Consider the following 26,441-nt stretch of genomic DNA (forward strand, 5'->3'; position numbering starts at 1 on the left):
GCCGTCTGCTCCTGCAAGACAATCGAGGCATCGGGCGGAGTGCTCCTCCTCCCGGATTTCACTACGATGTCCGGACACTTCCTCCCGCTGACGGCCGCCCCTGATGCACCGACAGGATCCCCATGAGCCCACGTTCTCCCCGTGAGATCTCCGTACTGGTCCCCCCGGGCCTCGCCCCGTTGTATCCGGACGACCCCTCGAGAATCGGCCCCTATCTGGTCCTGGGACGGCTGGGCCAGGGGGGCACGGGAACCGTCTACGCAGCGGTGGACGTCTCCTCCGACAACGCCGGCGATCGCCTCGTCGCGGTCAAGACACTCACCTCCCCCGAGCTGGAAGACCCCTCGAAGTACCCGGCCCTGGCGCGCCGACTGCGTTCGTTGGCCGCGATCGACGCCGCACAGGTGGTCACGCCCCTGGCCCACGACACCGACGCCAACCCGCCCTGGGCGGCGATGCCGTACATGGCGGGGGAACGCCTGTCCCACTACGTCACCAAACGGGGCGGCCTCGGCAGTGGCAAGCTCATCGCCCTGGCCGTCGGATTGGCCGAGGGCCTGTCCGTCCTGCACGCGCGGTCGGTCTCGCACGGAGCGCTGCGGCCCAGCGAGGTGATGCTGGGCACGGACGGACCACACATCATGGACTGCGCAGTGGCACCCTCGGCCTCGCGGATGCGCGGCAACGGCGCCACCTGGCTCAGCCCCGAGCGGTACCGCGGCGGAGCGCCTTCCCCCGCCTCCGACGTCTTCGCCTGGGGTGCCGTGGTCGCCTTCGCCGGGACCGGCCGACTGCCCTTCGGCACCGGTGAGGCCGACGAGATCGCCGAACGCGCCGCCGAGGGTGTCTTCGACCTGGAGGACCTGGAACCGGGTCTGCGGCCGGTCGTGGGGCGCGCCCTGGACCCCGATCCCGACCGTCGGCCGAGCCTGCGTGAGGTCGTAGGCGCGGTCATCGCCGTCTGGCAGTCCGAGCACAATGCCGACGAACCGCAGCCCGGCCGGGCAGAGATCTCCCGGATCCTGGAGCGGGAGTGGCACGCGATCGAGCCTCCGGCACGGGTTCCGGAGGTGGTGCGCCTGGAGGGCCGTATGGCCGGCAAGCGCCCCACCCGTTTCCTGTTCGCCGCCGGGACGGTCGTGCTCGCGCTCGGGCTGATCGGCACGGGTGTGTGGGGCGTCGGGCAGCTCCTGCCCTCACCGGACCAGGACGAGTCCTCGGCCGAAGCCGCAGCGGAGGCGCAGGAGGCCGAGGAGGACACGGTGGAGACCACCATCGTGGCCCGCTTCGACCCCTCCGAACAAGAAGAACCGGAGGAGGGACCGTGGGTCTACACCCCGGTCGACCGCGACGACACACCGATCCGCGGCCAGGGCGTGCCCACCCATGAGGCCTGGGCACTGCAGTGGGACGAGGACGGTGAACCCGCCGAGGCCGACATCGACCCCGAGGCCGAGGTGCTGTGCGCGAAGTTCTGCACGGCGCCCGAGGACGTCTTCCTCGACGAGGACTTCCGCGGCACCTACGAGATGACCGGCGCCGAGTTCATCGACTACCTCTCCTGGGGCCCGGTGGTGATCGTCGAGATCACCTTCGACGAGGAGTCGATGGAGGGCGAAGGTACCCCCGAGATCGTGCAGGTCACCGAACTCTTCACGGACTGAGCCGGGACGTGCGTGGCCCGCCCCCCCCCCGGGGGGGGTGCGCTCCGCACACGCCTCAGTCCCCGCGGAGCACACCCTTGATCCGCGCCAACACCTCGGAGAAGCGGCGTTCGGCGCCGTGCCCGGTGGGCCGGTAGTACTCGCGTCCGGTCAGGCCCTCGGGGGCGTGCTGTTGCGGGGCGACCCCGCCGGGGTAGTCGTGGGCGAAGCGGTAGCCCTTCCCGTGCCCGAGGTCGGCGGCGCCCTTGTAATGGGAGTCGCGCAGGTGCGCGGGAACCGCGCCGGCCCGTCCCGAGCGTACGTCGCCCATGGCCTCGTCGATGGCGGTGATGACGGCGTTGGACTTGGGCGCCAGGCTGATGTGGATGACGGCTTGGGCGAGGTTGATGCGTGCCTCGGGCAAGCCGATGAGTTCCACGGACTGGGCCGCGGCCACGGCGGTCTGGAGCGCGGTGGGGTCGGCCATGCCCACGTCCTCGCTGGCGTGCACGACCAAGCGGCGGGCGATGAAGCGCGGGTCCTCCCCCGCCTCGATCATGCGTGCCAGATAGTGCAGGGCGGCGTCGGGGTCGCTGCCGCGCATGCTCTTGATGAAGGCGCTGATGACGTCGTAGTGCTGGTCGCCGGAGCGGTCGTAACGCACGGCGTGGCGGTCGACTGCGCGTTCGACGTCCTCAGCGGTGATGGTGCGGGGCTCGTCCCCTGCGGGTCCGGCCACGAGCGCGGCCGCTTCGAGGTAGGTCAGGGAGCGGCGTCCGTCTCCCCCGGCCAGACGCACCACGTGTTCGACGGCCTCCTCGGAGAGCACGTAGCCGCCGTCGAGGCCGCGTTCCTCGGTCAGGGCGCGCTGCAGGAGCAGGCGGACGTCGTCGTCCTCCAAGGATTCCAGGCTCAACAGCAGCGAGCGCGACAGCAGCGGGCTGACCACGGAGAAGAAGGGGTTCTCGGTGGTGGCCCCGATGAAGCTCACCCAGCGGTTCTCGACCGCGGGAAGAAGGGCGTCCTGCTGGGTCTTGTTGAAACGGTGCACCTCGTCGACGAACAACAGGGTGCGGGTGCCGTGCATCCCCAGGCGGCGGCGGGCCTCGTCCACGACGGTGCGCACGTCCTTGACGCCGGCGTTGACTGCGGAGAGCTCCACGAAACGGCGCCGGGTGACCCGGCTCACCACGCTCGCCAGCGTGGTCTTTCCGGTTCCGGGCGGCCCCCACAGGAACACCGACATGGGTGCGTCGTCCTCGACCAGGCGGCGCAGCGGACTGCCCTCACCCAGCAGGTGGCGTTGGCCTGCGACCTCGTCGAGGTCACGCGGTCGCATGCGGACGGCCAGGGGCTCCTGGACCTTGGCGGCCTCGGCCCCGGCATCGTCGAACAGTGTTTCGGACACCCCTCCAGGGTAGGCGAGGCGCCCCTGCGATGCGTCAGGTCGCAGGAACGGCCGTGGAGAAGGTCTCGGGGACGCTGCGCACCGACCGGGTCATGCGGGTGATCAGGAGCGCGATGTCGTCTCCGCGGCCGGCCGGGGCCATGTCGGCGAGTACGTGCGCGGCCTCCTCCGGGGTCGCGGCGTTCGCGGCCAGCGCCTGCCCGACCTTGTCCAGGCCCTCCTGCATGCTGACCTCGGAGCTCTCCACGAGGCCGTCGGAGCACAGCAGCAGGGTGGTGTCGTGCGCCAGGACGCTGGTGGTCACGGTGTACTCGGTGTCGGGCATCACACCCAGGGGCGGTCCGGTTTCGGGTTCCCAGATGCGGTAGCCGCTGTCCGAGGCCAGGACCACGGGCGGTTGTCCGGCCCAGGCGGCCTGCATGACACCGGTCTCGCGGTCCACTACCAGGTAGCCGCAGGTGGCGAAGACGATCTCCCCGGTGTCGGTGAGCAGGCGGTTGGTCTCGCCCAGGACCACCCCGGGGTCGGACTGGTTGCTGGCGTAGGCGCGGAAGGCGACACGGATCTGGCCCATGGCGGCCGCGGCCTCCACACCGTGGCCCTGGACATCGCCCACGAGCAGGCCGACCTTGTTCTCCGGCAGTTCGATGACGTCGTAGAAGTCGCCGCAGATGCGCCAGCCCGCCCGGGAGGGCAGGTACTTGGTGGCGATGTCCATGCCGGGGAAGCTGGCGACCTGGCGGGGCAGCATGCGCCGTTGCACTGCGTCGGCGAGCTCGAGTTCGGCCTGCTGGGCCTTGATGCGTTGCAGGGCCTGCCCTGCCAGACCGGCGAAGGTGAGCATGAGGGCCCGCTCGTCGCGGCTGGCGTGGTGGGGGCGGTCCCAGACCATCTGCCAGACGCCGAGCGCGATCCTGCCGTCACCGAAGATCGGCACGGTCGCCCAGGCCTGGGACTTGCCGGTGTCACGCAGCAGTTCGATCGCGGACGGGAAGCGGCTGACGGCCTCGGCCCGGCTCTCGAAGAAACGCGGTTGCCGGTCCTGGATGACCGCGCCCATGGGGTAATCGGTGTCGTCGGCGAGGCGGCCGTCCATGGACTCGACGTTCCCGCGCTCGCGGGCGCTGGGCGAGGTGCGCAGCAGGCCGTTCTCGACGTAGAGGGCGACGGCGTGGAAACCACCGAAGATCGGCAGGAACTCCTCGCTGAGCAGGTCCATGACCTCGTCGACGGTGGTCGCGGACACGAGCTTGGAGGACAGGTCGGTGACCAGGCGGCCGTGCTCGGCCTCGGTTCGGCGCCGGTCGGCCAGGCGGCGCACGAGCTGGACGTGCTCGGTGACGTCGTCGACGATGCCGACGAGGCGGTCGGGTTCACCGGGCACGAACCGGGCCCGTACGTGCAGGGAACGCTCATCACCGAGACGGTCGAAGACCCGGAAGCGCTGTTCGTAGTCGCGGCCGGCGAAGGCTCCGGAGATGGCGTCGCGTACTCGGGCGACGTCGTCGGGATGGACCCGCTCGAGGATGCGCTCGAGCCCGGGGTCGTTGCCGGCCAGGAGGGCGCCCAGCGGGGTGGGGCCGAAGAGCTCGTATATGTGCCCGGTGCTCAGGTCCAGGCTCCACAGGACCGAGTCGGAGTTGTCGGTGCGCAGTTCGCCGACCACCCGCAGGTCGGTCTCCTCCGGGGACAGCAGGTGTGTGAGGACGACGACGTGGTCCTCACCCGGCAGCGGGCGCAGTTCGATCTCGGACATGCGGGGGTGGGAGCCGGGGGGTGCCAGTCGCAGGCGGACCCGGCGTTCCCGGCTCCCGGTCAGGGCCTCGGCATGCAAGGCGGCGCCGCGCTGGGCGTCGTCCCCGTCGAGGAGTTCGTGCCACGCGCGTCCGGCCCGGGCGTCCTGTGCCCCGAAGAGGTCGGTGAAGGCCCCGTTGGCGTGCACGATGGTGCCGTCGGCGCGGGTGAGCACCATCGGTTCCGGGGCGTGTTCGAACGCTCCCGCGAGCACGGTTTCGGAGTCATCGCCTGAGGCGCGCATTCGGTTCACGTATGACTCATCCTCATGTCGTCTCGGACGTCACACCCGCGTCTGACGCGGCCACCCGTTGGGAACGTTCCGATCGGTTCATTCTAGTGTCCGAGGCAATGGCCGCCCCGGGGCGTCTCGGGGCCGGTTGCGTCCACGTCGGTGCCCGGGGCGACCGCGTGGTCTCGGTACGGGGCGGCCCCGTACCGGTGATGGGGTCCGGGGCTGTCCGGGGCCGTCGGTGCGAGGACCGGATCCGACCGGCAACGGAACGAAGGATCGTTACGTTCGCGTGGTGCGGCGGCCCATCGGCGGTCTCTGTTCCGCCCAGCCCCACAGAAAAGCACGTGTCCGCTCGTGCCCGGTGTTCTTCAGCGGCGCACCGGTGCATCGCGGCACGAAAAGGTGATTCGCGCTCAACGCTAGAGGATGAAGGACCCCTGTCGCATCCGCAACAGGGGTGGCGGCCGGTTTCGGCCGGTTTCCGAACACAAAAGTGTCCGTTTTATTACCGCTAGGGCTTTGTGGTCGTTTGGGGAAGGTTCAACTTCTCTCCGGAAGGGAAGCGCAAGGTAAAGCCTTTTCCTACCCCCGAGGATCCCCATGCGCCGGCCACATGTGCCCGCCCTGCCGAGTCCGTGGCACGACAGCACACTCCGGAACTGGTCCTGCCGCCTGTGCGAACACAGCAACCCCGACGACGAGGACATCTGCTGCCAACAGTGCGGCGCCGCAAAACGCTGACGGCCCCGTACCGGTGAAGGGGCGGCACACAAGCGCCGCCCCTTCAGCCCGTTCGTGCCCTCGGGCTACCTCTTGGTGTTCTCCGGGGGCAGCACCGTACGGACGTGCACGTCGCGCAGCTGCTGCTCCGTCACATCGGAGGGCGCACCCATCATGAGGTCCTGCGCGTTCTGGTTGAGCGGGAACGCGATGGTCTCACGGATGTTCGGCTCATCGGCCAGGAGCATCACGATGCGGTCGATGCCCGGGGCGATACCGCCGTGCGGCGGGGCACCGAATTTCAGGGCCTTGAGCATGCCGCCGAACTCCGCCTCGACGGTGTCCCTGTCGTAACCGGCGATGTCGAAGGCCTGGTACATGATCTCGGGCGAGTGGTTGCGGATGGCGCCCGAGGACAGCTCCACACCGTTGCAGACGATGTCGTACTGCCAGGCGAGGATCTCCAGAGGGTCCTTGTTGAGCAGCGCGTCCATCCCGCCCTGAGGCATGGAGAACGGGTTGTGGCTGAACTGGATCTCGCCCTCGTCGGTGCGCTCGAACATGGGGAAGTCCACGATCCAGCAGAACCGGTAGGCCTTCTCCTCGAAGTGGCCCGCGCGCTTGCCCGCCTCGACACGCACCGGCGCCATGATGCGGTTGATCTCCGCATCGTTTTCACCGGCACAGAAGAAGAGACCGTAACCGGGGCCGGCGCCGAGCGTGCTGAGGAGTTCGTCGCTGATCTCGCCGACGAACTTGGCGATCGGCCCGGTCAGTTCGCCCTCCTCGCCGACCTTGAGCCAGGCCAGGCCCTTGGCACCCTGCTCGACGGCGTAGTCGCCGATGCCGTCGAAGAACTTGCGCGGCTGGTCCTGCACACCGGGCACCGCCAGGGCGCGGACCTTCTTGCCGGCGAAGGCGCGGAAATCGGTCTTGTCGAACAGCGCGGTGACGTCGACCATCTTCATGGGCACACGCAGGTCGGGCTTGTCGGTGCCGTACCACTGCATGGCGTCCAGGTAGGCGATGCGCGGGTACGGGGAGGTGATCTCCCAGCCCTCCTGCGAGAACTCGCGGAAGACATCGGTCATGACGTTCTCGATGATCTCGAAGACGTCGTCCTGCTCGACGAAGCTCATTTCGACGTCGAGCTGGTAGAACTCGCCCGGCGAACGGTCGGCGCGGCTGTCCTCGTCGCGGAAACACGGCGCGATCTGGAAGTAGCGGTCGAACCCGGCCACCATCAGCATCTGCTTGAACTGCTGCGGTGCCTGCGGAAGCGCGAAGAAACGCCCCGGGTGCAGGCGGGAGGGCACGAGGAAGTCGCGGGCGCCCTCGGGGCTGGAGCTGGTGAGGATGGGGGTCTGGAACTCGTTGAAGCCCAGGTCCGTCATCCGGCGCCGGATCGAGGCCACCACCTGCGAGCGCAGCATGACGTTGTCGTGCATGCGTTCGCGGCGCAGGTCGAGGAAGCGGTGGGTCAGGCGGCGCTCCTCGGAGGTGTTGTCCTCGGGGAAGACCGTCAGGGGCAGTTCCTCGGTGCTGCCGAGCAGCTCCAGCTCGGCGGCCTGGATCTCGATCCCGCCGGTGGGCAGGTTCGGGTTGACGTTCTCGGTGTCACGGGCCGAGACCTCGCCGGTGACCTGGATCACCGATTCCTTGCGGGCCCGGCTGAGCTCGCCGAACACCGGGGACTCGGGGCGGGCCGTGATCTGCGTGATCCCGTAGTGGTCACGCAGGTCCACGAAGAGCAGACCACCGAGATCACGGCGGTTGTGCACCCAACCCGAGAGGCGCACCTGCTCCCCGACGTGCTCCTTGCGGAGCTGACCACACGTATGAGTCCTGTAACGATGCATGAGTTACCAAGTCCACTAACTACACGGCTGAGTGAAAGCGCCGGACCACCCTGGCCGGATCCGGCCGTCGGAATGCCCCTCGAACACCTGGGATCTTACCGCCAACCACCGCACCGCACCGCCTCGGTCCCGATGGACGGGCACGGCACAGCGGTGCGGCCCGTGCGGGGCCGACCGGGGATCAGGCGGAGTCCTGGCCCAGGAAGGGGTTGGTGGCCCGCTCGCGGTCGACCGTCGTGCCGGGGCCGTGCCCGGGCAGGATCTGGGTGTCGTCGGGGCGTGCCAGCACGGCGTCGGCGAGGCTGCGCGCCATCGCCGTCTCGTCGCCTCCGGGAAAGTCGGTACGGCCGATGGAGCCGGCGAAGACGAGGTCGCCGGCGAACATGACCGGGACGCCGTCCTCCGTGGTGACGGTGTAGACGACCGAGCCCGGGGTGTGACCAGGGGTGTGCTGGACGTCGATCCGCAGCCCGGCGAGCGTGAGTGTGCTGCCGTCGGCGACCTCACACAGGTCCTCGGGCTCGGAGAAGGGTCCCGGGCCCAGCAGCGCCGAGAGCTGGGTGGCCAGACCAGGGTCCACACCCGCGGCGGGCTCGGTGAGCAGGCCACGGTCCTCGGGGTGCAGGTACACGGGCAGACCGCGGGCATCGGCGATCTCGGCGGCCGACCAGACGTGGTCGAAGTGGCCGTGGGTGAGCAGCACCGCGACCGGGGTCAGGCGGTGCTCGGCGAGGGCCTTGTCGACCTGCTCGGCGGCCTCCTGGCCGGGGTCGACGACGACGCACTCACCGCCCTCGGCCGGGGCGAGCACGTAGCAGTTCGCGGCGAGGGGCCCGGAGGGCAGTGCGGCGATGAGCACGGGATGACGTCCTGTCCTCGGTCGGTGTCCACGGATCGTAGGGGCGGGGCTCGGCCGGTACCGGCCGTGCGCCCTTCAGCTTCTGAGCCTACCGAGCACGTCGGCGGCCCGGACCGGACCGTTCACGCGGAGGGAGCAAGGCCACACGAGCGTTGATCAACATTCGATCACTACGCGCGGCGGCCCTCTTTGCCAGAACGCCCGATGATGCCATATTGGTCAGCGCCATCGTGTGCGCCGAGGCACCGACCTGCGCATCCAAGGATCCGCTTCCCACGGCCCGTCGACACACGAGGCGCAGGGTCCGGACCGCGACGTTCCTGACCCTGTTCGCGCACACGCCGCGTCGTCTCCCGACAGGTCGTGGGGATATCGTGCAGGGCACGATCCCGTACGAACCGGGCTGTACGCCGCGACGACCCGAGCCCGCACGCCGGGCCCATGACAGCAGGAGGACTACGGTGACCACGGACCCTTGGGGCCGCGTAGACGACGACGGCACGGTCTACGTGCGCACGAGCGAAGGAGAACGGGTCGTCGGATCGTGGCAGGCGGGTGCCCCGGAGGAGGCCCTGACCTTCTTCCGGAAGAAGTACGACGCCCTCGTGACCCAGGTGGAGTTGCTGGAGAAGCGCCTGCGCAGTACCGACCTGTCCGCCTCCGCAGCCATGACCGCCATCGACAAGCTCCGCGCCTCGGTACGCGAGGCCAACGCCGTCGGTGACCTGGACTCGTTGTCCGAGCGCTTGGACGCCCTGACCGCCCGCGCCGAGGAACGCAAGGTCGAGCAGAAGCAGGCGCAGGATCAGGCCCGTGACAAGGCGCGCGACGTCAAGGAACGGATCGTCGCCGAGGCCGAGCGCGTGGCGGCCGAGACCACACACTGGAAATCCGGCGGTGAGCGCATGGCGCAGCTCATCGAGGAGTGGAAGAAGGCCCCGCGCGCGGACCGCCCCACCGAGCAGGCCCTGTGGAAGCGGATGTCGGCGGCGCGCAACTCCTTCTCCAAGCGGCGCAAGGCCTACTTCGCCCATCTGGACCAGCAGCGCGACGAGGTGCGTGTGCTCAAGGAGGGCCTGGTCTCCGAAGCGGAGTCGATGAGCCACTCCACCGACTGGGGCCCGACGGCGCGCGCCTACCGCGACCTCATGCAGCGGTGGAAGGCCGGCGGCCGTGCCGACCGTGCCAGCGAGGACAAGTTGTGGGCGCGTTTCAAGGCCGCCCAGGACACTTTCTTCGACGCGCGCAACGAGGTCTTCGCCGAGCGCGACGCCGAGCTGCGGGTCAACGCCGACGCCAAGAAGAAGATCCTGGAGGAGGCCGAGGCGGAGATCCCGAAGATCTCCGACCCGCGCCGGGCGCGCACGCGCCTGCGTGAGTTCCAGGAGGCCTGGGAGGAGGCCGGCCAGCTCCCCCGTGACGTGCGCGACCAGCTCGAGGGCGCTTTCCGCCAGATCGAGGACGGTGTACGCAAGAACGAGCAGGCCGAGTGGGAGCGCACCAGCCCGGAGGCGCGTGCCCGGGCCCAGGACACGGTGGATCAGCTGGCCTCGGCCATCGCCGGCCTGGAGACCGCGCTGGAGAAGGCTCGCGCCAAGGGTGACGAGCGCAAGGCCGGGGAGTACGAGGAGGCGCTGGAGGCGCGCCGCTCGTGGCTGGCGGAGGCGCAGAACGCACTGGACGAGATGAGCTGAGCCGCTCCGACACGAAACGGGCCGCACCCCGCCCGAGGGGTGCGGCCCGTTTCGTGTTGCGGTGGTCGGCGTCCCCGCCCCTCGTGGTTGCGGGTCTCCGCCTCAGCGATGGGTGTCCAGGTGGTAGACCTGGGCCGCTCCTGGGAAGGTGCGCACGTTGGGCACCGAGCCGGGGCTGTGGTTACTGGGTGTGGGCGGCTCGGGCCGGGGCCTGCGGGCGCTGCGGTAACGCGCGTACCCCACGGCCCCCACGACCGATGCGAACAACAGCAGGGCCGCTGCGGCCACCATGGGCCAGGGCACCGCCTCGTGGACGCGGTGTTCGACGGAGGCGCACGCCCTCACGGCCGCGCCGCCCTCGGGGCGGACACACACGGTGGCGGAGGAGTGGGAGGAGCCCTCGGGCACCCCGGTCACCTCGGTCGTGGACACCATGGTCGCCCGTTCCCCCGGCTCCAGGGGGCGGTCCCAGAGCACTCGCGTGCCCTCGGGTTCGGCGTTGCCGCTCCCGATGACGTGGGACATGGTCTCGGGTACGAACTGGACGATCTGGGCGTTCTCCAGCGCCGTGTCACCGGTGTTGTGCACCCGGATCGTGTATCCGACACGGTCACCGGGGTTGAGCCGCTCCCCGGCCGCGTCGGCCTCCAGGGTGATGTCCAGGGGGCCCTCCCCCGGCCTTTCCTGCGCTCCGGCCGGAACGGTCTGCCCGGCCAGGGTCAACACGGCCGCCAGGCCGATCGCGGTCATGACCGTCGGCACCGCCATGGTGCAACCTCCGCACAGCAGTATGACAATACGTGAATATCTAATAACACGTAGTAGCCATCATTTCGTGATGCCGTGCGGTGCTCGCCCCAGAACACCCTTCCCGATACGGAAAGGGCGGACGGCCCGAGAGCCGTCCGCCCTGTTTCAGCGGTGTCGTCGTCCTAGCCGCCGACGAACGAACGCAGCGCCTCGGCGCGGTCCGTGCTCTCCCAGGTGAACTCGGGGAGCTCGCGGCCGAAGTGGCCGTAGGCGGCGGTCTTGGAGTAGATCGGGCGCAGCAGGTCGAGGTCGCGCACGATCGCGGCCGGACGCAGGTCGAAGACCTCCTTGACGGCCTTCTCGATCAGCTCCGTGGCAACCTTCTCGGTGCCGAACGTCTCGATGAACACACCGACCGGGTGTGCCTTGCCGATGGCGTAGGCGACCTGGACCTCGGCACGGTCGGCGAGCTCGGCGGCGACGATGTTCTTGGCGACCCAGCGGGTGGCGTAGGCGGCCGAGCGGTCGACCTTCGACGGGTCCTTGCCGGAGAAGGCGCCGCCGCCGTGCCGGGCGTAGCCGCCGTAGGTGTCGACGATGATCTTGCGGCCGGTCAGGCCGGCGTCACCCATGGGGCCGCCGATCTCGAAACGGCCGGTCGGGTTGACCAGGAGCCGGTAGTCGTCGGACTCCAGACCGTACTGGGACACGACCGGCTGGATGACGTGCTCCCGCAGGTCGGGGGCGAGCATCTCGTCGAGGTTGATGTCCGCGGCGTGCTGGCTGGAGACCACCACGGTGTCCAGACGAACCGGGGTGTTGCCCTCGTACTCGACGGTGACCTGGGTCTTGCCGTCGGGACGCAGGTACGGAACCGTCCCGTTGCGGCGGACCTCGGACAGACGCTCCGACAGGGCGTGCGCGAGCTTGATGGGCAGCGGCATCAGTTCCGGGGTCTCGCGGCATGCGTAACCGAACATCAGACCCTGGTCACCGGCGCCCTGACGGTCGAGCTTGTCCTCCTCGCGCTCGACACGGGCCTCGTAGGCGGTGTCGACACCCTGGGCGATGTCGGTGGACTGCGCGTCGATGGAGACGTTGACCCCGCAGGAGTCACCGTCGAACCCCTTGGCTGAGGAGTCGTAACCGATCTGGAGGATCTTCTCGCGCACGATGGCGGGCATGTCGACGTAGGTCTGGGTGGTGACCTCACCTGCGATGTGGACCTGACCGGTGGTGATCAGCGTCTCGACCGCGACCCGGCTGGCGGGGTCGGTGGCGAGCATCTCGTCGAGGATCGCGTCACTGATCTGGTCGGCCATCTTGTCGGGATGGCCCTCGGTGACCGACTCGGAGGTGAAAAGGCGGCGGGACACGTTACCTGACTCCTTGCAGCGGCTGCTGGCTGACATGGACAGTGCGGCGCCCGGTACTTCGGGGATCCGCCGAAGCGGGAAATACCGACCGTCGCGGTTGCTTGTCGTCGGTCCACTGTATAGGGACCTTCCGACGAGGCTTCCGGCGGCCTGCCCGGTGGGCAGGTCACGCGGTCGCCCTTGTGAAGTGTGCAGTACTCGGTGGTAGGAAATCCAGACCCGTCGGGGTATCTATCCGGTCAGACGTTCAATCACCAGATCCCAGACCCGGTCGGCGAGGTCCTCCTTGGGCCCGTTGGGCACCTCGGTCGCCGAACCGCCGGTGCCGAGGATCACGGCCTGGTTGTCGTCGGTACCGAACGCACGCCCCTGGCCGACCTGATTGACCACGAGCAGGTCGCACCCCTTGCGTTCGAGCTTGGCGCGGCCGTTGGCGACCACGTCGTCGGTCTCGGCCGCAAAACCCACCACGGTCTGGCCCGGGGCCCGTTCGGGACGGGTCCGCACCAGCTCCGCGAGGATGTCGGGGTTCTCGGTGAGTTCGATCGGGGCCGGTTCCCCACCGGACTTCTTGATCTTGGACTCGACGCTGTTGCTCGGTCGGAAGTCGGCCACGGCCGCGGCCATGACGACCGCGTCGGCGGCCAGCCGTCGTTCCTGCACGGCATCGGCGAGTTCGACCGCCGACGTGACGGGAACCACCTCGACCCCGGCCGGGTCGGGCAGCGAGACGTTGGCGGCGATGAGCGTGACCCGGGCGCCCCGGGCGGCAGCGGTGCGGGCGAGCGCGTACCCCTGCTTGCCGGAGGAGTGGTTACCGATGAATCTGACGGGGTCGAGGGCCTCGCGGGTGCCTCCGGCGGAGATGAGGATCCGGCGCCCGGCCAGATCCTGGCGGCCGTCGCCCCGGCGCAGGGCCAGGCGTGCGGCCTCGTAGAGTTCGACCGGGTCGGGCAGGCGGCCGCGTCCGCTGTCGGAGCCGGTGAGGCGTCCCTCGTCCGGGTCCAGGACGAGGGCGCCGCGGGAGCGCAGGGTCGCCACGTTCGCCCGGGTAGCAGGGTGTTCCCACATCTCGGTGTGCATCGCGGGCGCGAACACGACCGGACATCGGGCGGTCAACAGGGTGTTGGTCAGCAGGTCGTCGGCGAGGCCGGCTGCGGCCTTGGCCAGGATGTTGGCCGTGGCGGGGGCCACGAACACCAGGTCGGCCGATTGTCCGATCCGTACGTGGGGGACCTCGTGGACCCGGTCCCACACACCGGTCTCGACCGGTTGCCCGGACAGGGCGGCCCATGTCGGTTCTCCGATGAAGCGCAGGGCCTCGCCGGTGGGGACGACCCGCACCCGGTGGCCCGACTCGGTCAGCCGTCTCAGCAGCTCGCACACCTTGTAGGCGGCGATGCCACCCCCGACTCCGAGGACCACCTGGGGAATGTCTCTGTCATTCACTCAAGGAGTTCTACCAGGCGTGCCGTGCTGCCCCGGCGCCGGGGCAGCACGGCACGCCGATGGAGATCTCCAGGACCTCGGCGGTCACCCGCCGGAGGTCTCTCAGGTGCCCTCGTAGGGCTCGGCGGTCAGCAGCCCGGAGCGGACCTCGCGCAGAGCGATGGACAGGGACTTCTCCTGGACCTGTGTCTCGACCAGCGGGCCGACGTACTCCAGCAGGCCCTCGCCGAGCTGAGCGTAGTAGGCGTTGATCTGGCGGGCCCGCTTGGAGGCCATGGTGACCAGGCTGTACTTGCTGTCGACGCACTCCAGCAGGTCGTCGATCGGCGGGTTGGTGATGCCTTCGGCGACGGGCTCGGTACCAGCCACTTCGAATACCCCCAGGGACGGTCTCCGGCTCGTCGAAAGCCGCGAGGTGGATGATTGGGACTCGGGCGGCGCCGTACGGCGTTCCGCGGGGACACGCCCCGCTATCACACCTTGGGCGCGCTCATCAACGCTAGCAGTTCGCCGCACACGTCTTGAACCGATGTGTTGACGAGAGTGGTGTCGAACTCCTTCTCCGCGGCGAGCTCGACCTTGGCGACCTCCAGACGGCGCTGGACGACCTCTTCCACCTCGGTGCCGCGACCGGTGAGGCGGCGCACCAGCTCGTCCCAGGAGGGCGGGGCGAGGAAGACGTGCAGTGCCTCGGGCATGGTCTCGCGGATCTGGCGGGCGCCCTGGAGCTCGATCTCCAGCAGCACCGGCAGTCCGGCGGTCAGCCGGGCCTGGACGGGCGCACGCGGGGTGCCGTAGCGGTTGCCGGCGAACTGGGCCCACTCCAGGAGCTGGTCCTGGGCGATGAGCTCGTCGAACTCCTCGTCGCTGACGAAGTGGTACTGGACCCCGTCCTCCTCACCCGGCCGGGGTCGGCGCGTGGTCACCGAGACCGACAGCCACACGTCGGGGTGCTCCCGGCGCAGGCTCGCCACGACGGTGCTCTTGCCCACCCCGGAGGGGCCGGACAGGACGATGAGCCGTTTCTCGGCCTGGTGGAACTGGGCTCCGGGCTCAGCAGACATGTGTGTTCGGGCTTCCATTCGCTGTGCGCCGCCGTGCGGGCCGCGGGGCCGTCCGCGGCCCGGCCGCCGCCCCGCGCGGCGGATGTGCGGGACCTCCGCGTGCGATTGCGGGAAGCTCCAGTTATACCACCGCACACGAACGCGCCCGCCCGCGTCCGTGGGGAGACGCGGGCGGGCGGTCAGCGGTGTTCGGGGGATCTACTTGGTGAGGTCTCCGAACTCCTCTTCCAGTGCGGCGCGCTGGTTGGTGCCCAGGCCACGCACACGGCGCGACTCGGCGATGTTGAGCCGCTCCATGATCTGCTTCGCACGGACCTTGCCGACACCGGGAAGGGACTCGAGCAGCGCCGAGACCTTCATCTTGCCGATGACGTCGTCCTTGAGGCCTTCGGAGAGTACCTCGGACAGCGAGACACCGCCGTTCTTCAGCTTGTTTTTGACCTCTGCGCGCTCTTTTCTGGCCTTGGCGGCCTTCTCGAGAGCCGCATGCCGCTGCTCGGGTGTGAGGGGAGGAAGGGCCACGCCGGGTCACCTCGGATTTCTACTCGTGTGTAGAGGGCGGACGCCTGCGCAAGTTAGTAGGTCTGACCCCCGTTAGGCAACGTAAAGTGCCCTTTCAGGGGCTATTTCATCGAACCAACTACACGGAGTCACAGCGCCATTGCCCTCGGAAGCAAAAGTTGGGACTTTGGTCCTGGTTGAGTAGAGCACAGGACCTGCCACCAGGAATGGTCACCCAGCGGTGATGCGGGTCACCCACAGCGGCCGAGATCGAATTTTGGACACATGCAATAGCCGTCATTGTTGAGCCATAATTTTGAATGAAGAGTCCGCTGCTGCAGTCCGGCTACCGGACCCGACGATTCCACCGCCGAGCCCGGCACCGGACCCTAGACACGGACACCGGCGCGCCGGATCGTTGCCGCGATGGAAGCGGCCGCCGCGCCGGGATCCGATGCCCCGGTGATGGGCCGTCCGATGACCAGAAGGTCCGCGCCCGCATCGATGGCCTCCTCGGGGGTGGCCACCCGCGACTGATCACCCCTGTCCGCCCCCGCCGGGCGCACACCCGGCGTGATGAGGGTGATGTCGGGTCCCACCTCCGAACGGACCATGGCCGCCTCCTGAGGCGAACACACCAGGGCCCGGGCACCCGCTTCCACCGACAGCACCGCCAGGCGACGGACCGCGTCCCGGGCCGGGCCGAGCAGCCCCACCTGCTCCAGCTCGGCCTCGTCCATCGACGTCAGTACCGTCACCCCGGTGACCCGGGTCTCCGGCGCCGCCTCGACCGCGGCCCTGACCATGTCGGACCCGCCACTGGCGTGCACGGTCAGGTAGGAGGGTTTGAGGCCCGCGACGCTGCGCGCCGCCCCCGCCACGGTGGCGGGGATGTCGTGCAGCTTCAGGTCGAGGAAGACCCCGACCCGGTTGGCCCCCCGTACCGTGCTGACGACCTCCGGGCCGTAGCGCAAGTACAGTTCCAGCCCCACCTTGATCGTGCTCACGTGCGGTGCGACCGCAGAGGCCCAAGTGGCCGCCGTCTCGATCTCCTTGGCGTCGATCGCGACGGCGATGGGCGCTGGGGATGCGGTCATGTCGGTTTCTCCAATCGTGTGCCACCGACCCCGCGGTCGGCGCGGCACCACCCCGGGCCCACACGACGACCCGGGACGGTGCACGGTCACTGTCATGTGCACACCACCGAGGTGTGCACTTCCCCGGGCGGACGGCTTCATGCCCCTGATCCGGGACCGGTTCGGACACGTTCTGCGCGCCCCGCGCCACCTGCGACGACGGCCCACCGGTGCGTCGACGCGTCAGCCCCGGGGACCGGTCCGGTGGGCCGCTCCCACCAGGTCCGCGGCTCGTGTGAAACCGCGGACCTCCAGAGCCTCGGTGAACTCGCGCAACACCCGCGCCCCCGCCGAGGGGTCGGAGAAGTTGACGGTGCCCACGGCCACTGCACTGGCCCCGGCCGCCATGAACTCCAGGGCGTCCTCCCCGGTACGCACACCGCCCATACCGATGATCGGGACCTCGGGCAGGGCCTCGTGCACGCGGTAGACACAGCCGACCGCGATGGGGCGCACGGCGGGCCCGGACAGCCCTCCCAGGCCTCCGGCCACCGCAGGACGCAGGGTCCGGGTGTCCACGGCCATACCGCGCAGTGTGTTGATCATCGAGAGCCCGTCGGCCCCGGCGTCGACGCAGGCACCTGCGAGCTCCACGACGTCGGGGACGTCCCCGGCGAGTTTGGCCAGGACCGGCAGTTCCGAGCGGGCCTGGGAGCGGACCGTCTCCAGGACCTCCTCGGCGCGCTCGGGGTCGTCGGCGAACGTGCGGCCCGAAGAACTCGCCGGGTCGGGACAGGACAGGTTGACCTCGACCGCGCTGACGCCCTCGGCCTCCGACAGGCGCCGGGCGAGCTCGCCGAACTCGGCCACCCCGGCCCCGGCCACGGAGACGATCGCGCGCCCGCCCCGCGAGCACAGCCACGGCAGGTCACGCTGCAACAGCACGTCCAGCCCCGGACCCTGCATCCCCGTCGTCGAGAGCATGCCGCTGGGCGTCTCGGCCATCCGGGGCGCGGGTCTGCCCGCGTGCGGTTCCAGCATCACCGACTTGGTCGTCACAGCCCCGAGGGAGGAGATGTCGAAGAACTGGGCGAGCTCACGGCCCGCTCCCGCGCATCCGGCGGCGGTCACCACGGGGTTGGGCAGCTCCAGGGCGCCCACCCGGGTCCTGAGGGTTGCGTTCAAGGTCCTACTCGTCGGGTCGTGCGTCGTGTTGTGGAAATCAGGCGATGTCGCGGTCCTGTTCGACACCGCGCCCGCCGGCGCCCTTCCAACCGGGGGCTCCCAGGGCATCGAAGGGGATGGAGCCGACGTCGTCGAAACGCACCCGTTCACCGCGGAAGACCGGTCCGTCCACACACGAGCGCACCATGCGGGTGATTCCGTCCCCGCCCACGACGGGGATCACACACGTCATACAGATGCCGGTGCCGCAGGCCATGGTCTCCTCCACCGACACCTGTACCGGCAGGTCGTGGTTCTCGGCCACCGCGGTGACCGACCGGAGCATCGGCATGGGACCGCACGCATAGACCGCGTCGGACCGGCCCTCCCGCACCACCGTGCCCAAGACGTCGGTGACACGGCCGCGTGTGCCGAAGGACCCGTCGTCGGTGGTGAAGGTGGCGGTCTCCGCCAGGCGTCTGGCGGTGATGGCGTTGAGCACACCGTCGGCCGAGGCGGCCCCCAGGACGAAGTCGACCCGGCAACCGCGCCGGCGCAGCGACTGCGCCAGCGGGAACAGCGGAGCTGCACCGGAACCGCCGCCCACGAGCACGCAGTTGACCGGGTCCCGCGGCAGCGGGAAAGGACGGCCGAGCGGGCCGACGAGGTCCAGCAGGTCACGGGACCGGCGCTCGGCCAGCCAGGCCGTCCCGGTGCCCTCCACCGAGAAGAGGAACTCGATGGTGCCGCCGTAGTCGGCTTTGACGTCGTGTACGGCGAAGGGACGGCGCAGCAGGGTGCTGGAGTGGTCCCCGCCCACCCCGACGGAGACGAACTGGCCCGAGCGGAAACGTTCCGCGACCCCCGGGGCGACGACGGTGATGGCGACGTAGGCGTCGACCCTGCGCACGTTCAGCACGGGGCACCTGATCTGCACCGGTCCGTTGTCGCTCATGTTCGGGTCGGGGCCTTCCCTGTGGTCGTGCAGGTGGTCACGGGCGGTCGTCGCGGCCGGCACACGCCGGTCCGGGCGATCCCTCACAGGGTAGAGGCCCTGACCCGAGGAGCGCGTCTCAGGCCTTGAGGGCCTCACGTCCGGCGTGGAGGACCGCGGCGTGCTCCTGGAGGGAGCGCACGCCCACATCACCGCGCACACGGGCCTCGATGGCCTGGACGGCGGCGGCGAGCCCCTGCGCCGTGGTGACGCTGGGGACGTTGCGCACCACCGCGGCGGTGCGGATCTCGTACCCGTCCAGACGCGGCCCGGCCTGTCCGGCGCTGCCGAAGGGGGTGTTGACGGTGAGGGCGACCTCGCCGTCGTGGATGAGCTGCACGATGGTGGGCTCGCCCTCGGGACCGGGACCGGCGCTGTGCTTGCGCACGACCGTGGCATGCACACCGTTGCGCCGCAGCACCATCGCGGTGCCCTCGGTGGCCAGGATCTCCAGCCCCAGGTCGGCCAGGCGCTTGACCGGGAAGATCATCGAACGCTTGTCCCGGTTGGCGACGGAGACGAACACTTTGCCCTGGGTGGGCAAGGAGCTGTTCACCGCGAGCTGGGACTTGGCGTAGGCGGCGCCGAACTCCACGTCCAGGCCCATGACCTCACCGGTGGAGCGCATCTCGGGGCCGAGAATGGTGTCGACGCCCTCACCCTTCTTGTCGATGAACCGGTTGAAGGGCAGCACGGCCTCCTTCACCGACACCGGGGCGTCCACGGGCAGGTCCCCGCCGTCGCCGGTGGCCGGGAGCATGCCCTCGCTCCGCAGTTCGGCGACGGTGGCGCCGGCCATGATGCGCGCCGCCGCCTTGGCCAGCGGCACCGCGGTGGCCTTGGACACGAACGGCACGGTCCGGGAGGCGCGCGGGTTGGCCTCGATGACGTTGAGCACACCCGAGGAGAGCGCGTACTGGACGTTGAGGAGGCCCCGCACCCCGGTGCCGCGTGCGATGGCTTCCGTGGAGTTGCGGATCCGCTCGATGTCCTCACTGCCCAGGGTGACCGAGGGCAGGGAGCAGGCGGAGTCGCCGGAGTGGATCCCGGCCTCCTCGATGTGCTCCATGACACCGCCGAGGTAGAGGTCGTGTCCGTCGTAGAGGGCGTCGACGTCGATCTCGATGGCGTCGTCGAGGAAACGGTCGATCAGGACCGGGTGCTCGGGGCTGACCTCGGCGTTGCGCTGGATGTAGTCGGCGAGCATGGCCTCGCTGTAGACGATCTCCATGCCGCGTCCGCCGAGCACGTAGGAGGGACGGACCATGACCGGGTAGCCGATCTCGTCGGCGGCGGTCTTGGCCTGCTCGAAGGAGTGGCCGGTTCCGTACTTGGGCGCGGGCAGGCCGGCCTGGTCCAGGACCTGGCCGAACTCGCCGCGGTCCTCGGCCAGGTCGATGGCCTCGGGGCTGGTGCCGATGATGGGTACCCCGGCCTCCTTGAGTTCGCGGGCCAGCCCGAGCGGGGTCTGGCCGCCCAGCTGGACGATGACCCCGACGACCGGTCCGGCGGCCTGCTCGGCGCGCACGACCTCCAGGACGTCCTCCAGGGTGAGGGGCTCGAAGTAGAGCCGGTCGCTGGTGTCGTAGTCGGTGGAGACCGTCTCGGGGTTGCAGTTGACCATGACGGTCTCGTAGCCGGCGTCCGAGAGGGCGAAGGAGGCGTGCACGCAGGAGTAGTCGAACTCCACCCCCTGGCCGATGCGGTTGGGGCCCGATCCCAGGATGATGATCTTCGGCTTGTCGCCGGCCGGGACCTCGGTCTCCTCGTCGTAGCTGGAGTAGAGGTAGGGGGTCCGTGCGGCGAACTCGGCGGCACAGGTGTCCACGGTCAGGTAGACGGGGTGCAGGCCCAGGGCGTGGCGCAGTTCGCGCACCACGGCCTCGCTCTTGCCGGTGATCTCTCCGATCTGGAGGTCGGAGAAGCCCAGTTCCTTGGCCTCGCGCAGCCGGGACACGTCGAGCTTGGGTGCCCGGGCGAGGACCCGGGCGGCTTCCTCCAGACGCAGCATCTGGTCGAGGAACCACGGGTCGATGTGCGTGGCCTCGTGCAGCTCCCCCACCGTGGCCCCGGCTCGCAGGGCCTGCTGGACCTGGCGCAGGCGGATCTCGGTGGGAACCCTGGCCTTGTCCAGCAGCTCGTCCTTGTCTCCGGGTTCACCGGCCCAGGTCAGCCCCACGCCCTTCTTCTCCAGGGAACGCATGGCCTTCTGGAGGGCCTCGGGGAAGGAACGGCCGATGGCCATGGCCTCACCGACCGACTTCATGGTGGTGGTGAGTTGGGGGTCGGCCCCGGGGAACTTCTCGAAGGCGAACCGGGGCACCTTGACCACCACGTAGTCGAGCGTGGGCTCGAAACTGGCCGGGGTCTCCTGGGTGATGTCGTTGGGGATCTCGTCCAGGGTGTAGCCGACGGCGAGCTTGGCGGCGATCTTGGCGATCGGGAAACCGGTGGCCTTGGAGGCCAGCGCGGAGGAACGCGAGACCCGGGGGTTCATCTCGATGACGATGATGCGCCCGGTGGTGGGGTGCACGGCGAACTGGATGTTGCAACCGCCGGTGTCGACGCCGACCTCGCGGATGACGGCGATACCGATGTCGCGCAGTTCCTGGTACTCGCGGTCGGTGAGGGTCATGGAGGGCGCGACGGTGATGGAGTCACCGGTGTGAACACCCATGGGGTCGAAGTTCTCGATGGAGCACACGACGACGACGTTGTCGTTGGCGTCGCGCATCAGCTCCAGCTCGTACTCCTTCCAGCCGAGGATGGACTCCTCCAGGAGCACCTCGTTGGTCGGCGACAGGGCCAGGCCCTGGCCGGCGATGCGGCGCAGATCGTTCTCGTCGTGCGCGAATCCGGATCCGGCGCCACCCATGGTGAAGGAGGGGCGCACCACGACCGGGTAGTTCAGCTCCTCGGCCGCCTCCAGGCACTCCTGGAGGGTGTGGCAGATGCGCGAGAGGGCGGACTGGCCGCCGACGCGCTCGACGATGCCCTTGAAGCTCTCCCGGTCCTCACCGGACTGGATGGCCTCGATGTTGGCGCCGATGAGCTCGACGCCGTACTTGTCGAGGATCCCGCTCTCGTGCAGGTCGACGGCGGCGTTGAGGGCGGTCTGCCCTCCCAGGGTCGGCAGGAGGGCGTCGGGGCGCTCCTTGGCGATGATCTTCTCGATCATCTCCGAGGTGATCGGCTCGACGTAGGTGGCGTCGGCGATCTCCGGGTCGGTCATGATCGTGGCCGGGTTGGAATTGACCAACACGACCCGCAGGCCTTCGGCCTTGAGGACACGGCAGGCCTGGGTTCCCGAGTAGTCGAACTCGGCCGCCTGCCCGATCACGATCGGGCCGGAGCCGATCACGAGGACGGATGAAAGGTCACTACGGCGCGGCATGCTCTTGATTCCTCTTGATCGCTACTTGGCAGCCGGAGCAGGCTGGGCGGACATCAGGTCGACGAACTCGTCGAAGAGTTCGGCCGCGTCGTGGGGGCCCGCGGCGGCCTCCGGGTGGAACTGGACGCTGAACGCGGGCCGGTCCAGCAGCCGCAGGCCCTCGACGACCTGGTCGTTGAGGCCGATGTGGCTGACCTCGGCCCGGCCGTGGTCGGTGTCGAAGGGCTCCTCGAGCGGAGCGTCCACGGCGAATCCGTGGTTCTGGCTGGTGATGGCGACGCGTCCGCTGCGGGTGTCGCGTACCGGCTGGTTGACGCCGCGGTGTCCGAAGGTGAGCTTGTAGGTGCCCAGACCCAGGGCACGGCCCAGGATCTGGTTGCCGAAGCAGATGCCGAACAGCGGCTTCCCGGCCTCGAGGACACCGCGCACGGCGGCGACGGGGGCGTCCGCGGTGGCGGGGTCGCCGGGACCGTTGCTGAAGAAGACCCCGTCCGGGTCCAGGGCGAGGATCTCCTCGGCGGTGGCGCCGGCGGGCAGAACGGTGACCTTGCAACCGCGTTCGGTCAGGCGCTGAGGTGTCATGGCCTTGATGCCGAGGTCGACGGCGGCGACGTGGTGGCGGACCTCCACACCTTCGGGAGGCAGGACCTCGTAGGTGTGGTCGGTGCTGACCTCGGCGGCCAGGTCGGAACCGGCCATGGTGGGCTGCTCGAGGATGCGGGCGAGCAGTTTCTGCGGGTCGGTCTCCACCGTGCTGATGGCTGCGCGCATGGCCCCGCGGTCGCGCAGGTGGCGGGTGAGGGCGCGAGTGCCCTTGAGGGCGATGCCGACCACGTTCTGATCGCGCATCTCGTCGTCCAAGGTGCGCTGGGAACGCCAGCTGGAGGTGAGGCGGGAGGGTTCGCGGACCACATAACCGGCGACCCAGATGCGAGCGGACTCGGGGTCGTCGTCGTTGACGCCGGTGTTGCCGATGTGCGGGGAGGTCATCGCCACGATCTGGCGGTGGTAGGAGGGGTCGGTGAGGGTCTCCTGGTAGCCGGTCATACCGGTGTTGAAGACGGCCTCACCGAAGGTCTCGCCGCCGGCACCGAACGAGCGGCCGTGGAAGACCCGGCCGTCCTCGAGTACCAGGATCGCGGGTCCGCCCGTTTCCTCGGACACGTCTGCCTCCTCTTGCGTGCCGGGAAGGCCCCGGCCGTTCTGTGTGGTGTTCATGCGATCTTGCCTTCCAGGACGGTGGGGACCCCGCGCAGGAACGTGGCACGGACCCGGCCGGGCAGGGTCATGCCCCGGAAGGGGGTGTTGCTGCTCTTGGTGGCCATGGCCGCGCCCTCGACATCGACGGGGGCGGCGGGGTCGTACAGAACGACGTTGGCGGGCCCGCCCTCGCCCAGGGCGCGGCCGTGGCCCTCCACCCGGCCGATGCGTGCGGGGGTGACGGACATGCGGTCGGCGACCTGTTCCCAGGTCAGAAGGCCGGTGTCGACCATGGTGCGCTGCACGACGGCCAACGCGGTCTCCAGGCCGGTCATCCCCATGGCGGCGTTGGACCATTCGGTCTCCTTGGCCTCCACGGGATGGGGAGCGTGGTCGGTGGCGACGACGTCGATCGTGCCGTCGGCCAGGCCCTCGCGCAGGGCGAGGACGTCCTCCTCGGTGCGCAGCGGCGGGTTGACCTTGTAGACGGGGTCGTAACCCTCCACGAGCTCGTCGGTGAGGAGCAGGTGGTGGGGGGTGACCTCGGCGGTGACGTCGCAGCCGCGCTCCTTGGCCCAGCGGATGATCTCGACCGAACCCTTGGTGGAGACGTGGCACACGTGCAGGCGCGAGCCCACGTGCTGGGCGAGCAGGCAGTCGCGGGCGATGATCGCCTCTTCGGCGACCGCGGGCCAGCCGGACAGGCCGAGGCGGTCGGAGACGCAGCCCTCGTTCATCTGGGCGCCCTCGGTGAGGCGGGGCTCCTGGGCGTGCTGGGCGACGACGCCGTCGAAGGCCTTGACGTACTCCAGGGCGCGGCGCATGAGCAGCGCGTCGGAGACACAGATGCCGTCGTCGGAGAAGACGCGGACGGCGGCGGAGGAGTCGGCCATGGCGCCGATCTCGGCGAGCTGCTTGCCGGCGAGGCCGACGGTGACGGCTCCGACGGGACGCACGTCGCACAGGCCGGCCTCGCGGCCCAGGTGCCAGACCTGTTCGACGACGCCGGCGGTGTCGGCAACGGGGTCGGTGTTGGCCATGGCGTGCACGGAGGTGTAGCCGCCCATGGCGGCCGAGCGGGAGCCGGTCTCGACGGTCTCGGCGTCCTCGCGCCCGGGCTCGCGCAGGTGGGTGTGCAGGTCGACCAGGCCGGGCAGGGCGATCAGGCCGTCGGCGTCGACGACCTCAGCGCCCTCGGGGGCCTCCAGGCCGGTACCGACCCGGGCGACGGCGCCGTCGCGCAGGAGCAGGTCGACCGGGTCGCCACCGAGTGGGCGTGCCCCGCGGATGAGGTAGGGGCCGTGGTTCTCGGGCATCGCGGTGTACGGCTTTCTGTTCGGGTGGAGAAAGACTGGGGGTGCAGTGGGGCACCGGGCGCGCCGGCGGGCCGGGCGCGCGAGGGCGTTCAGGATCCGCCGAGGAGCAGGTAGAGCACGGCCATACGCAGGCTGACACCGTTGGCGACCTGCTCGGTGACGGTGCACCGGGGCGAATCCGCGACCTCCGCGGAGATCTCCATGCCGCGGACCATGGGCCCTGGGTGCATGACGAGGGCGTGCTCGGGCATGCGGCCGAGGCGTTCACCGTCGAGGCCGTAGTTGCGGGTGTACTCGCGCACGGAAGGGAAGAAGGACTCCCGCATGCGCTCGGCCTGGACACGCAGCAGCATGACGACGTCGCTCTCGGGCAGGACTGCGTCCAGGCCGTAGGAGACCTCGCACGGCCAGGTGTGCACGGACACGGGCAACAGCGTGGGCGGTGCCACGAGGGTGACCTCGGCGCCCAGGGTGGTCAGCAGTTGCACGGTGGAGCGTGCGACCCGGCTGTGCAGGACGTCGCCGACCACGGCCACGCGCAGGCCTTCGAGGGTACCGAGGCGGTTCCTCATGGTGAATGCGTCGAGCAGGGCCTGGGTGGGGTGCTCGTGGGTACCGTCCCCGGCGTTGAGGACCGATCCGTCGACCCAGTGGGCGAGGCGGTGTGCGGCGCCCGAGGCACTGTGGCGGATGACGACACCGTCGGCGCCCATGGCCTGCAGCGTCAGGGCGGTGTCCTTGAGGCTCTCGCCCTTGGAGACGCTGGAGCCCTTGGCCGAGAAGTTGATGACGTCGGCCGAGAGACGCTTGGCCGCCAGCTCGAAGGAGGTGCGGGTGCGGGTGGAGTCCTCGTAGAAGAGGTTGACCACGGTGCGCCCGCGCAGGGTCGGCAGTTTCTTGACCGACCGGTCGCCGACCTGGGCCAGTTCGGAGGCGGTGTCCAGGATCAGGGTGGCCTGGTCCCGGTCGAGGTCGCCGGCGGAGAGCAGGTGTCGCATCAGCACTCCTCCCCCGTCTCCGCGGCGCCGGCTCGGGGCCGGGCGGGGCCGAGCAGGACGGCGTCCTGACCGTCGGTCTCGCTCAGGCGTACGTCGACGTTCTCCCGCAGGGAGGTGGGCAGGTTCTTGCCCACGTAGTCGGCGCGGATGGGCAGTTCCCGGTGGCCGCGGTCGACGAGGACGGCGAGCTGGACCGCTCGGGGGCGGCCGAGGTCGCCGAGGGCGTCGAGGGCGGCGCGTACGGTCCGGCCGGAGAAGAGCACGTCGTCGACGAGGACGACCACACGGTCGTCGAGCCCGCCGTCGGGGATCTCGGTCCGGCCGAGCGCCCGTGCGGGGGCGAGCCGCAGGTCGTCTCGGTACATGGTGATGTCGAGGGAGCCGGCCGGGACGGCGAGCTCCTCCACCCGTTCGATGCGCCGGGCCAGGCGCTGTGCGAGCGGGACGCCGCGGGAGGGGACGCCGAGGAGTGTGACCTCGTGGCCGCCCTTGGTGCGTTCGAGCACCTCGTGAGCGATCCGGGTCAGGGCCCGGTCGATCTCGGGGCCGTCGAGGACGGCACGGGTGCCTTCGGGCATTTCCGCCTGTGCGCCCGAGGCTCCTTCTGCATCACCTGCAGTGGGTTTTTGCGCACGCAAAGTAGTGACCCCCTTCCCTGCTTCACTGAACAGGAAGTTAAAGGATGTCGATCGAGCCCACGCTACCAGCGCGGGTACCGCGCCTCCCCGGAGAGCTTTCTCTGCGCACCCCACAGATGTGAATTACCTCACAGAAAAAATCTATACATTGTTACCAATAGCGACGCATGAGCCACGTTCCGCCTTCACCTCTTCGCCACCTCCGACGCCGAAACCCCCCGTGAACACGGGCTTTCGTGCCCGAGCTCCCACCCCTAACCTCCCGTTCTCGGGTGACATGAGAGGAGTTTCACCTACGCGCGGTTCGGA

20 protein-coding genes are annotated in these 26,441 nt (G+C 69.6%); 2 read left to right on the forward strand and 18 right to left on the reverse strand.

Annotation, left to right across the window (positions count from 1 at the left end):
• Window positions 1-122 precede the first annotated feature (122 nt).
• Complete coding sequence (locus D473_RS0113965; RefSeq protein WP_017609685.1) at window positions 123-1,664, forward strand: serine/threonine protein kinase; 1,542 nt, start codon at window positions 123-125, stop codon at window positions 1,662-1,664.
• A 55-nt stretch (window positions 1,665-1,719) separates the two neighbouring features.
• Here the strand turns inward: D473_RS0113965 and D473_RS0113970 are convergent, their stop codons facing one another.
• The 4 genes from D473_RS0113970 to D473_RS0113985 all read right to left on the reverse strand — a co-directional run bounded on the left by D473_RS0113970 (window position 1,720) and on the right by D473_RS0113985 (window position 8,518).
• Window positions 1,720-3,051 (reverse strand): replication-associated recombination protein A, encoded by a 1,332-nt coding sequence (locus D473_RS0113970; protein ID WP_017609686.1) that lies wholly within the window; start codon window positions 3,049-3,051, stop codon window positions 1,720-1,722.
• Window positions 3,052-3,085: 34 nt separating this feature from the next.
• A complete protein-coding gene (locus tag D473_RS0113975) occupies window positions 3,086-5,089 on the reverse strand; it encodes a SpoIIE family protein phosphatase (protein WP_017609687.1) in 2,004 nt (667 codons plus the stop codon).
• A gap of 797 nt (window positions 5,090-5,886) precedes the next feature.
• The gene (aspS, locus tag D473_RS0113980; protein ID WP_083918009.1) at window positions 5,887-7,659 is read right to left on the reverse strand and encodes an aspartate--tRNA ligase; all 1,773 of its coding nucleotides are present in this window, start codon (window positions 7,657-7,659) and stop codon (window positions 5,887-5,889) included.
• Window positions 7,660-7,840: 181 nt separating this feature from the next.
• Window positions 7,841-8,518: an MBL fold metallo-hydrolase gene (locus D473_RS0113985; RefSeq protein ID WP_017609689.1), complete on the reverse strand. Its 678-nt coding sequence runs from the start codon at window positions 8,516-8,518 to the stop codon at window positions 7,841-7,843.
• A gap of 461 nt (window positions 8,519-8,979) precedes the next feature.
• Here D473_RS0113985 and D473_RS0113990 point away from each other — a divergent pair, with 461 nt between their 5' ends.
• The gene (locus D473_RS0113990) at window positions 8,980-10,212 is read left to right on the forward strand and encodes a DUF349 domain-containing protein (RefSeq protein WP_017609690.1); all 1,233 of its coding nucleotides are present in this window, start codon (window positions 8,980-8,982) and stop codon (window positions 10,210-10,212) included.
• A 102-nt stretch (window positions 10,213-10,314) separates the two neighbouring features.
• Here D473_RS0113990 and D473_RS0113995 read toward each other — a convergent pair whose 3' ends face one another.
• The 14 genes from D473_RS0113995 to pyrR all read right to left on the reverse strand — a co-directional run bounded on the left by D473_RS0113995 (window position 10,315) and on the right by pyrR (window position 26,072).
• On the reverse strand, window positions 10,315-10,980 hold the full coding sequence (locus D473_RS0113995) for a DUF11 domain-containing protein (protein WP_017609691.1): 666 nt from the start codon (window positions 10,978-10,980) through the stop codon (window positions 10,315-10,317).
• Between the two features lie 164 nt (window positions 10,981-11,144).
• On the reverse strand, window positions 11,145-12,338 hold the full coding sequence (gene metK / locus D473_RS0114000; RefSeq protein ID WP_017609692.1) for a methionine adenosyltransferase: 1,194 nt from the start codon (window positions 12,336-12,338) through the stop codon (window positions 11,145-11,147).
• 231 nt (window positions 12,339-12,569) lie between these two features.
• Complete coding sequence (coaBC, locus tag D473_RS0114005) at window positions 12,570-13,763, reverse strand: bifunctional phosphopantothenoylcysteine decarboxylase/phosphopantothenate--cysteine ligase CoaBC (protein WP_017609693.1); 1,194 nt, start codon at window positions 13,761-13,763, stop codon at window positions 12,570-12,572.
• 126 nt (window positions 13,764-13,889) lie between these two features.
• Complete coding sequence (gene rpoZ, locus D473_RS0114010; RefSeq protein WP_017576780.1) at window positions 13,890-14,156, reverse strand: DNA-directed RNA polymerase subunit omega; 267 nt, start codon at window positions 14,154-14,156, stop codon at window positions 13,890-13,892.
• A gap of 104 nt (window positions 14,157-14,260) precedes the next feature.
• On the reverse strand, window positions 14,261-14,851 hold the full coding sequence (gene gmk, locus D473_RS0114015) for a guanylate kinase (RefSeq protein ID WP_017609694.1): 591 nt from the start codon (window positions 14,849-14,851) through the stop codon (window positions 14,261-14,263).
• Between the two features lie 198 nt (window positions 14,852-15,049).
• Window positions 15,050-15,373, reverse strand: a complete 324-nt coding sequence (gene mihF, locus D473_RS0114020) for an integration host factor, actinobacterial type (protein WP_017576782.1) — start codon at window positions 15,371-15,373, stop codon at window positions 15,050-15,052.
• A gap of 368 nt (window positions 15,374-15,741) precedes the next feature.
• Window positions 15,742-16,449, reverse strand: a complete 708-nt coding sequence (pyrF, locus tag D473_RS0114025) for an orotidine-5'-phosphate decarboxylase (protein ID WP_017609695.1) — start codon at window positions 16,447-16,449, stop codon at window positions 15,742-15,744.
• Between the two features lie 222 nt (window positions 16,450-16,671).
• The gene (locus tag D473_RS0114030) at window positions 16,672-17,613 is read right to left on the reverse strand and encodes a dihydroorotate dehydrogenase (RefSeq protein ID WP_026126939.1); all 942 of its coding nucleotides are present in this window, start codon (window positions 17,611-17,613) and stop codon (window positions 16,672-16,674) included.
• A 37-nt stretch (window positions 17,614-17,650) separates the two neighbouring features.
• Window positions 17,651-18,547 carry a dihydroorotate dehydrogenase electron transfer subunit gene (locus D473_RS0114035; RefSeq protein WP_026126940.1) on the reverse strand — a complete coding sequence of 299 codons (897 nt, stop codon included), beginning with the start codon at window positions 18,545-18,547 and terminating at the stop codon, window positions 17,651-17,653.
• 118 nt (window positions 18,548-18,665) lie between these two features.
• Window positions 18,666-21,980: a carbamoyl-phosphate synthase large subunit gene (gene carB / locus D473_RS0114040; RefSeq protein ID WP_026126941.1), complete on the reverse strand. Its 3,315-nt coding sequence runs from the start codon at window positions 21,978-21,980 to the stop codon at window positions 18,666-18,668.
• Between the two features lie 21 nt (window positions 21,981-22,001).
• Entirely contained in the window at window positions 22,002-23,198 is a 1,197-nt protein-coding gene (carA, locus tag D473_RS0114045; protein ID WP_017609699.1) for a glutamine-hydrolyzing carbamoyl-phosphate synthase small subunit, read from the reverse strand.
• On the reverse strand, window positions 23,195-24,496 hold the full coding sequence (locus D473_RS0114050) for a dihydroorotase (protein WP_017609700.1): 1,302 nt from the start codon (window positions 24,494-24,496) through the stop codon (window positions 23,195-23,197). Before D473_RS0114050 ends, carA begins: the two co-directional genes overlap by 4 nt.
• An 89-nt stretch (window positions 24,497-24,585) precedes the next feature.
• Window positions 24,586-25,494: an aspartate carbamoyltransferase catalytic subunit gene (locus D473_RS0114055; RefSeq protein ID WP_017609701.1), complete on the reverse strand. Its 909-nt coding sequence runs from the start codon at window positions 25,492-25,494 to the stop codon at window positions 24,586-24,588.
• Entirely contained in the window at window positions 25,494-26,072 is a 579-nt protein-coding gene (gene pyrR / locus D473_RS0114060) for a bifunctional pyr operon transcriptional regulator/uracil phosphoribosyltransferase PyrR (RefSeq protein WP_017609702.1), read from the reverse strand. Before pyrR ends, D473_RS0114055 begins: the two co-directional genes overlap by 1 nt.
• Window positions 26,073-26,441: the final 369 nt, after the last annotated feature.

Source organism: Nocardiopsis xinjiangensis YIM 90004 (assembly GCF_000341145.1).
In the GTDB taxonomy this organism is placed as follows: Bacteria; Actinomycetota; Actinomycetes; order Streptosporangiales; family Streptosporangiaceae; genus Nocardiopsis; species Nocardiopsis xinjiangensis.

Excerpts from the sequence above, each read along its gene's own strand:
- gmk (WP_017609694.1), bottom strand. The coding sequence starts at position 14,851 with ATGTCTGCTGAGCCCGGAGCCCAGTTCCACCAGGCCGAGAAACGGCTC.
- carA (WP_017609699.1), bottom strand. The coding sequence starts at position 23,198 with ATGAACACCACACAGAACGGCCGGGGCCTTCCCGGCACGCAAGAGGAG.
- pyrR (WP_017609702.1), bottom strand. The coding sequence starts at position 26,072 with ATGCCCGAAGGCACCCGTGCCGTCCTCGACGGCCCCGAGATCGACCGG.
- D473_RS0114055 (WP_017609701.1), bottom strand. The coding sequence starts at position 25,494 with ATGCGACACCTGCTCTCCGCCGGCGACCTCGACCGGGACCAGGCCACC.
- D473_RS0114035 (WP_026126940.1), bottom strand. The coding sequence starts at position 18,547 with ATGAGCGACAACGGACCGGTGCAGATCAGGTGCCCCGTGCTGAACGTG.
- D473_RS0113995 (WP_017609691.1), bottom strand. The coding sequence starts at position 10,980 with ATGGCGGTGCCGACGGTCATGACCGCGATCGGCCTGGCGGCCGTGTTG.
- pyrF (WP_017609695.1), bottom strand. The coding sequence starts at position 16,449 with ATGACCGCATCCCCAGCGCCCATCGCCGTCGCGATCGACGCCAAGGAG.
- D473_RS0113975 (WP_017609687.1), bottom strand. The coding sequence starts at position 5,089 with ATGCGCGCCTCAGGCGATGACTCCGAAACCGTGCTCGCGGGAGCGTTC.
- aspS (WP_083918009.1), bottom strand. The coding sequence starts at position 7,659 with ATGCATCGTTACAGGACTCATACGTGTGGTCAGCTCCGCAAGGAGCAC.
- carB (WP_026126941.1), bottom strand. The coding sequence starts at position 21,980 with ATGCCGCGCCGTAGTGACCTTTCATCCGTCCTCGTGATCGGCTCCGGC.
- D473_RS0114050 (WP_017609700.1), bottom strand. The coding sequence starts at position 24,496 with ATGCCCGAGAACCACGGCCCCTACCTCATCCGCGGGGCACGCCCACTC.
- D473_RS0113965 (WP_017609685.1), top strand. The coding sequence starts at position 123 with ATGAGCCCACGTTCTCCCCGTGAGATCTCCGTACTGGTCCCCCCGGGC.